General features: G+C 39.7%; 7 protein-coding genes and 1 pseudogene. 3 read left to right on the top strand and 5 right to left on the bottom strand.

Features of this window, described 5'->3' with window-relative positions; translation table 11 throughout:
• From G3T18_RS02670 to G3T18_RS02650, 5 genes and pseudogenes are all read right to left on the bottom strand, one after another.
• A pseudogene (locus G3T18_RS02670) lies at nucleotides 1-182 on the bottom strand (HNH endonuclease); the annotation flags it as partial.
• 166 nt (nucleotides 183-348) lie between these two features.
• Entirely contained in the window at nucleotides 349-660 is a 312-nt protein-coding gene (locus G3T18_RS02665; RefSeq protein WP_224408972.1) for a hypothetical protein, read from the bottom strand.
• A 235-nt stretch (nucleotides 661-895) separates the two neighbouring features.
• Nucleotides 896-1,138 (bottom strand): type II toxin-antitoxin system HicA family toxin, encoded by a 243-nt coding sequence (locus tag G3T18_RS02660; protein ID WP_224408971.1) that lies wholly within the window; start codon nucleotides 1,136-1,138, stop codon nucleotides 896-898.
• Nucleotides 1,135-1,344: a 2-oxoisovalerate dehydrogenase gene (locus G3T18_RS02655; protein WP_224408970.1), complete on the bottom strand. Its 210-nt coding sequence runs from the start codon at nucleotides 1,342-1,344 to the stop codon at nucleotides 1,135-1,137. The genes G3T18_RS02660 and G3T18_RS02655 overlap by 4 nt, the downstream gene beginning before the upstream one ends.
• Before the next feature lie 72 nt (nucleotides 1,345-1,416).
• Nucleotides 1,417-1,875 carry a hypothetical protein gene (locus tag G3T18_RS02650; RefSeq protein WP_224408969.1) on the bottom strand — a complete coding sequence of 153 codons (459 nt, stop codon included), beginning with the start codon at nucleotides 1,873-1,875 and terminating at the stop codon, nucleotides 1,417-1,419.
• Between the two features lie 355 nt (nucleotides 1,876-2,230).
• Between G3T18_RS02650 and G3T18_RS02645 the strand changes: the two genes are divergently transcribed.
• From G3T18_RS02645 to G3T18_RS25690, 3 genes are all read left to right on the top strand, one after another.
• A complete protein-coding gene (locus tag G3T18_RS02645) occupies nucleotides 2,231-2,521 on the top strand; it encodes a Mo-dependent nitrogenase C-terminal domain-containing protein (RefSeq protein WP_224408968.1) in 291 nt (96 codons plus the stop codon).
• Between the two features lie 274 nt (nucleotides 2,522-2,795).
• Nucleotides 2,796-3,587 carry an exodeoxyribonuclease III gene (gene xth / locus G3T18_RS02640; RefSeq protein WP_224408967.1) on the top strand — a complete coding sequence of 264 codons (792 nt, stop codon included), beginning with the start codon at nucleotides 2,796-2,798 and terminating at the stop codon, nucleotides 3,585-3,587.
• A 949-nt stretch (nucleotides 3,588-4,536) separates the two neighbouring features.
• A complete protein-coding gene (locus tag G3T18_RS25690; RefSeq protein WP_318013919.1) occupies nucleotides 4,537-7,593 on the top strand; it encodes an EAL domain-containing protein in 3,057 nt (1,018 codons plus the stop codon).
• Nucleotides 7,594-7,618: the final 25 nt, after the last annotated feature.

Raw genomic sequence — 7,618 nt, 5'->3', positions numbered from 1 at the left:
AATTTCACTGTTACTCTTCCAATAGCAGTTAATGGTATAATTTCGCCTTTTTCTAATTTAAAATGGTCAAGCCAGCGATCGCGACGAGGATGATACAATCTCACCATTTCTCCATTTATGGGATCGATTGAAGCCAGATCGCTCCCTTTATACTTGTTGCAGATTGTACAAGCTAACGCCAAATTATTTTCCTCTGTTTGTCCACCGTGCTTTTCCGCAATGATACGATCGATCTCATGGGGAACAAAAACTGAAATTTCACCGCATTAAACAATACTCACAAGCAAAATGAGCGCGATCGCAAACTAAGCGTCTGAGTGCAGCAGAAACATAAGCCTTGCTCATGCTTTACGATCCCTTAAGTTTCAGTAATGCTTTAGCTTTAGCTACCCGCACCAAATGCTCAACATATTCATATTGTTGCCACGATCTTTCCTCTTCAGGTGTCAACCCAACTGTCCTATTTTTTTCCAGCAAATTTTCGATCTGCTTTTGTAATGCTTCAGAGGGTTTTAAAGCCAAAATTTCCTCTGGAGTGGGAAGATTTACCAAAAATTCGACAACATCTGCCAATCCAGAAAATCCAGATTGAGCATCTGCACTCCATTCCCGCAAACCCAGTTCTAAAATTTGTGGTAACTGATCTTCGAACGAACTCAATCGTATCGCCAATTCATCTGGAACTTCGACTTTTATCTGCATGATTTAGCCTTGAGATACTTCAAGAGATTTTGGTTAATTCTAGCTGATTTTCCAGGTAATCTTCTCTATTTTTGAAAGAGCGATCGCTAAAGAGCAAATTTTATAAAGTTACTTGAAGCTGAATGCGATCGCTGTTTAAGCTGTTTTTGAATCTATCCCAGATTGCTTGAAGGAAATTGAAATAACTAATTAATTAAGAGAAAAGTTGCTCTAAAAGTTCCTCACGAGTTATCTTAAAGTGGTTTTCAATATCTCTTAAGATTGCACTAAGCGTACCTACTTTAATCGGTTTGTGGTTAGGAATAGTAACATGATGCTCTCCGTTCTCTTGAGTTGTTAATCTTAGATGACTACCTGTTTGGTGGTCAACCGCATATCCTAATTTTTGCAGAGCTTTTGCGAGTTCATCACCAGATAAATCTCTCGGCAACTTCATGAAGCAATAACCTCATCATGAACGATATGTAAACGGATTAGTTTTGGACGAGTTGCTTCATCAGGATAATGACAATGAACAGCATCTTTAACCATTTCTCGTAGTTCTTGAATGCTATCAGACTGAGTAAAGATAGATTCACCGATTGCTCTGGCTACATAGCCACCTTCAGGATCGTCCTCGACTAAAAAAATAATTTCTGTCATGGTGTTTTCTCCTCAGCTTCTTGTCAAACTACACTTATCTTGTAGTTTACAGGATTAGATTCAAGATTTTGGTTAGCTGTAAGGATTTTCTATGAGTGGGAAAATTTCTCCGAATAAGGGTAGAGTTTCCCGTAAAGTTTGTCCTCTTTCTTCTAAAAGTTCCGCATCTAATGCTCTTTCTGCGGCTAATGCTTGTTCTTGACTTTCTGCTTCAGAGATAATTACTAAAGCTTGAGCAAGACGACGAGCAGCTTCTTCTTTATTATCTCGATCTAAAGCTTGTCTAGCGAGATTTACCGCTTCATTTTCATCAGCTACTAGCGATGGTCTTTCGATTATACCTTGCGCGATCGCGTCTTCGTAGTTGGCTCGATAGGAAGTGCAACCAGAGCGACTACAATCACTGATTATCAACGAATTTTGACTGAATGTCGGCGATGCAGTTGTGGTTTTGGCAAAACCGAATCCTGCGCCTATAGCCGTAATTGATGCTAAGGTGGTTGCTAAAGTAATTCGAGTTGCGCTCTTCATAATAACCTCTTTTTATTATCGTTATAGATTCAGCTAAACTTAGTAGATTAAGTTGCTATACTACCTCTCAATTTAAATAAATAAGCTCGTCTCTTCATCACTCTTAGGGAGAAAAATTAGCCGATGTATTCCTCCTTAAGAGGTAAATTATTTCCTCCAATCAGAAAATAAACAAATTGGGGCGAGATTCACTTTTTTCCCTCCAGGAGACGGGAGTTAAGTCAAATTTATAATTGATAAAAATTTTTTATATTTATAAACCCTGGCGATTTCTTTTATTTATGGTTAGACTCAAATTATAGAAGTTAATTGAAAGCCGATCGTGTTTGACATAACCAATAACAACCTCCAAAAGATGAATACACTAATTTTCGGAAGAAACCAATCAATTGACTGGTTATATCCACTTCGTCAATGGTTAAATCAAGTAAAAATTAAGAATCAATGGATAGCACATTTACTTTGTCGAACTATACCAGTACAATGTCCTTTCGAGAGAGATATTTATTTATTTGGGCGTAAAATTGCTCACATTCCGCCGTTGTGCAAATTAAATCCACTTTACGAAGAAGTAGTTGGTTTAAGATTCCGCGCACTCTGTTATTTAGCTGACGAATGTGGCGAAGATATTCGTTGCTATTGTTGAGAAAGAAGCACAAAAAAGACATTTTGGCAACAATTTGATTCAAGATAGTTGGGAAAATTAATAGTTGCGATCGCAGTTGAGTTTGTTGACTATACTCATCACCAAGTTGGACATTTGGTAAGCATTAAAAGTTAGTTAAATTGGGTTCAGCAGTCAGTTAGCTAGAGCAATGGGAAAGAGAGAACTAAAATCAGGGTATGCTAAGAACTGGGTTGAAACTGACTGCACAAACAGCCATTTCCCCAATAGTAACTACCTAAATTAGTAATCAAGAATGAAAATAGCCACTTGGAATGTCAACTCAATCCGCACGCGATCGCCGCAGGTAGTAAACTGGTTAGAGGCGAATCCAGTTGATGTTCTTTGCTTACAAGAAACCAAAGTAATCGACCAAGATTTTCCCCGAAAAACTTTTGAGGAGTTAGGCTATCATCTTTATATTTCCGGACAAAAAGCTTATAACGGCGTGGCTATCTTCAGTAAAACACCCCTAGAAGATGTCATAATTGGTTTTACGCCGATTTTAGGCGGAGAGCAAGTCGGCGAGTTTGACGCACAAAAAAGGGTCATTAGCGGCGTAGTTGCCGGAATACGTTTAGTTAATCTTTACGTTCCCAACGGTTCGGCTGTCGGTAGCGAGAAATACACCTATAAACTCAATTGGTTAAAACTTTTGCGGGAATATCTGCAAATTTTACAAGCTAAACCCCCAGGCAATTTATGTGTCTGCGGAGATATTAATATTGCCTTAGAAGATCGAGATATTCATAACCCTGAAGGAAAAGAAAAGCAGATCATGTCCTCTCCTGCGGAAAGACAAGCATTACAAGCCGTTTTAGAAATTGGTTTAGCTGATGCCTTTCGTAAGTTTACCAGTGAAGGGGGACATTATAGTTGGTGGGACTATCGCACTCGCGCCTTCCAGGGTAACAGAGGTTGGCGCATTGACCATCACTATCTCACAATGAATCTTTACGATCGAGCAAAGTCTTGTACAATTGATGTGACGCCGAGAAAGCAAGTCAAACCTAGCGATCACGCTCCGGTAATTCTCGAACTAGACTAAATCCCCAGATCAAATTTTACCCTCAGAATCGCGATCGTTTCGATTCCTACCCGATAGTCTTTTGGGGGTGTAGGTTGTCTCAGTCGTTTGACGCTCCCCTGCCTAAAGGCGCGGGGATTCTTGGTTCAACGACACTCCTTACAACTAAAAGGAATCAGTCTCGCCGATTCGACCCCTCCCTTGACAAATTAACAAAAAAGCAATTTTATCAAGAGCGGCAATTAGTTCCAGTGGGATATATCTCCCCAAGCGTAAATTCTCGTGCGCCCCACGATACTCGAAAAAGCAAATTTCTTAACCACTGGTTTTCGGTACTCTGTCGAGTCCGGTGCGTTTTTTAAGAGGTTGTTCGCGCCTCATGTACTGGTATCGCTTTACGTCGTCAACTTAAGACAGTACCGACGAATCCTGTCTGTACCAGGCTACTTTCTTAGAATAGCATCAAAGCCGTCCTATAAGGACGGGGCTTGAAACCCATTATTCTTGGTCAAATCTCAAGAGAGTAATTTTGACAATAGTTAATTTTCCCTATTCAAGCTTAAGCTCAATCTTTGCTTGAGTTTGAAGACTTTGCTTGCCCAAAAAGTTAATTTAATGTTACCATTCTTTACAGAAATAAACAAAATACTCTTAAAAATAAGTAGACGCTGAGAAAAAAGATGTTATATAACAGATAAAAAGTTAAATTAAAGAAGGGAAAATTGTCAAGAAAGCGCCATAAATATTTTTTTGAAGATAGAAATATGCCAAGATAAATAAACCAAGCAACTAAAGCGAGGAAAATTGTTGTTAAGCTGATTTTTGAGGGTAAAATTATTAACTATCTCCAGGAATAGATAAGGCTAAAATCAGAAAAAGAAAAAAATCAGTATAAATTGTTACTGAAGAGAAAAAGTGGGAAGACGAAACTCAAATTGTTCCCCGGGTCGCAGAGGAGGTTATTGCGCTCGTGCAGGAAACTATTGCCAGCGAACAAGCAAAACTAAAAAAGGGAGAAAGCAAAAGTAGACTAAGTATTTTTATTGACTTATTGCCTGGGATAGTATTCTCTTGCATCAATGATGGCAAGTGGTCAATGAAATATCTTAGTAAAGGAGTATTTGCTTTAACGGGTTATCGAGCCGAAGAACTAACCAACAAAGGGGAAATGGAATATAACGATATTATTTATGCAAAAGATTTGTCAAACGTATTAGAGAAGATCGAAACAGCGATCGCGGCTCAAGAACCTTATGAAGTAGAATATCGGATCAGAACCAAAAGCGGAGAGAAAAAATGGTTTTGGGAAACAGGTAGAGGTATTTTTAGCCCCTCCGGAGAACTAATTGACGTAGAGGGATTTATCACCGACATTACGAAAAGTAAGGAAGCAGAACAAGCATTACGAGAAAGCGAAGAGAGATATCGACTGCTAGCAGAAAACGCCACCGATCTGATTTCTCGACATCGAAGAGATGGAGTTTTTACTTATGTATCTCCCGCTTGTAAAACTCTCCTAGGATACGAACCATCAGAATTAATCGGTCGTTCTCCCTACGAATTGTTTCATCCGCAAGACTTAGAAGTAATTCAACAATATAACAGCACCTTAGAAGACCTTACCACCAACCAGACAATTACTTATCGCATTCAGCACAAAAATGGCAAATACATTTGGTTAGAAACAAGCATCAAAAGAATCAACGATCGCTTTACTAAAGCAGGAAGCGTAGATCGCCAGAAGGGACAAGTATGCGAAATAGTGGCTGTATCCAGAGATATCAGCGATCGCAAACAAGCAGAAGATCTTTTAGCAAGTCAGAAACAAGTCCTAGAAACCATTGCCAGCGACGCATCTCTAGAAGATACTTTAAATATCTTAGTCAAAAGCATCGAAGCCAACTCAGACGGTTTATTAGGTTCAATTTTAGTTGTTGATGCCCAAGGAAAACATTTACAGATTCTAGCCGCTCCTAGTTTACCTCAAAGTTATATTCAAGCTCTCTCCCAAATAGAAATCTCTCCCCATGCTGGTTCCTGCGGTACAGCCGCCTATTATCAAAAACCAGTTATAGTTACAGATATTGCCAGCGATCCCCTCTGGGAAAATTACCGCTCTCTAGCCTTAAGTCATGGACTACGAGCTTGTTGGTCTACACCAATATCTTCTAGCCAAGGTAAAATCTTCGGCACATTTGCTATTTACTATCGCCAACCACGTACGCCTACACCCTCAGACTGGCAGTTACTCGAAGACACAACTAACTTAACTCGGATCGCGATCGAACGCAAACAAGCAGAAACAGCACTCAAAGAAGCAGAAGCCAAATATCGCAGTATCTTTGAAAACATCACTCAAGGCATTTTTCAAACCTTACCCGACGGACGTTATTTAAGTGCTAATCCTGCCCTAGCCAATATCTACGGCTACGATTCCCCAGCAGAACTGATCCAAATTTTAACTAACATTGGCGGTCAACTGTATGTCGATCCCCACCGCCGCACTTATTTTGCCAAATTAATGGAAAAATACGGGCGTGTATCCGCATTTGAATCAGAAGTTTATCGCAAAGATGGTAGCACGATTTGGATTAGTGAAAATGCTCGCGCCGTCAAAAACAAAAACGGAGAAATAATTTATTACGAAGGTACAGTAGAAGATATTACTGCCCGCCGCCTTGCCGAAGAAAAACTCATCCACGAAGCCACTCACGACAGTCTCACAGGTTTGCACAACCGCGACTGGTTTATGAAACGGCTCAAATACGCGATCGAGTTAGCTCATTTAAATCGAAATTATCTTTACGCCTTACTTTTTATCGATCTCGATCGCTTTAAAGTAGTTAACGATAGTTTGGGACACCCCGTAGGCGATGAATTACTGAAAAGTTTTGCGGCTTGGTTGCAAACTTCCTTACCGATAACGAAAAAAGTAGCTCGTCTGGGAGGAGATGAATTTGCAATTTTACTCGAAGGAATTGAAGATTTTTCCCAAGCAATTCAAATAGCCCAACTAATTGAAGAGCGACTCAAACAACCTTTTCAATTACATAACTATGAAGTTTTTACCGGAGCTAGCATTGGCATCAGTTTTAGCAGTTTTAATTACCAGCAACCAGAAGATTTGCTTCGCGATGCAGACGTAGCTATGTATCAGGCAAAACTTAGGCAATTACCTTACGAAGTTTTTAATCCAGCTATGCAAATTGGCGTCATGGCTCGAATGCAGTTGGAAAATGATTTGCGTCGGGCGCTGGAAAGAGAAGAATTTTTCCTTGATTATCAACCAATTATTGAACTAGCAACAAGGCAAATAATTGGATTTGAAGCCTTAGTGCGTTGGAATCATCCGATTCGTGGTTTAATTTTTCCCAGTGAGTTCATCCCCGTAACAGAAGAAATGGGCTTAATTGACTCGCTAGGTTGGTGGGTTCTCCAAGAAGCTTGTCAGCAGCTAGGTGAATGGCAGCAATCGGGAGAAGCAGATAATTTAGTTATGAGTGTGAACCTCTCTGGCGTTCAGTTTAAACAAATTAATTTTTGCGAGACTTTGGCACAAATTTGTCGCCACACTAAAATTAAACCCCACTGTTTAAAATTAGAAATTACTGAAAGTTGCTTCCTAGAAACAGTAGCTAACTCTGATTCCGCAGTCAAGCAGCTTAAAGCTAAGGGAATTAAATTGTGTATTGATGATTTTGGGACAGGTTATTCTTCTTTAAGTCGCTTACATGAGTTTCCTATCGATACTTTAAAAATCGATCGCTCTTTTTTAAGTCGATTGGGAACTGCTGACAGTGGTACAGAAATTGTCCGCACAATCGTGATGTTAGCTCACAATCTCGGTATGGATGTAGTCGCCGAAGGTGTAGAAACGAAACTACAGCTAGAAAAATTGCAAGAGTTAGGGTGTGAATCAGCGCAGGGATACTTCTTTAGTAAGCCTGTAGATAGTAAAGTTGCTGGAGAATTGATTCGGATTATGCAAAAAACTCCCGCTAAAATATTCGATTTAGCGGAGAGATGAATGAAGATTAGATGCCGGGATCGCA

Source organism: Oscillatoria salina IIICB1 (assembly GCF_020144665.1).
Lineage (GTDB): Bacteria > Cyanobacteriota > Cyanobacteriia > Cyanobacteriales > SIO1D9 > IIICB1.
This window is presented reverse-complemented; position numbering and strand designations above follow the sequence as displayed.

What these genes read in the sequence shown, in the direction of transcription:
- G3T18_RS02650 (WP_224408969.1), bottom strand. Translation starts at nt 1,875, where the DNA reads ATGAAGAGCGCAACTCGAATTACTTTAGCAACCACCTTAGCATCAATT.
- G3T18_RS02645 (WP_224408968.1), top strand. Translation starts at nt 2,231, where the DNA reads ATGAATACACTAATTTTCGGAAGAAACCAATCAATTGACTGGTTATAT.
- G3T18_RS02660 (WP_224408971.1), bottom strand. Translation starts at nt 1,138, where the DNA reads ATGAAGTTGCCGAGAGATTTATCTGGTGATGAACTCGCAAAAGCTCTG.
- G3T18_RS02655 (WP_224408970.1), bottom strand. Translation starts at nt 1,344, where the DNA reads ATGACAGAAATTATTTTTTTAGTCGAGGACGATCCTGAAGGTGGCTAT.
- xth (WP_224408967.1), top strand. Translation starts at nt 2,796, where the DNA reads ATGAAAATAGCCACTTGGAATGTCAACTCAATCCGCACGCGATCGCCG.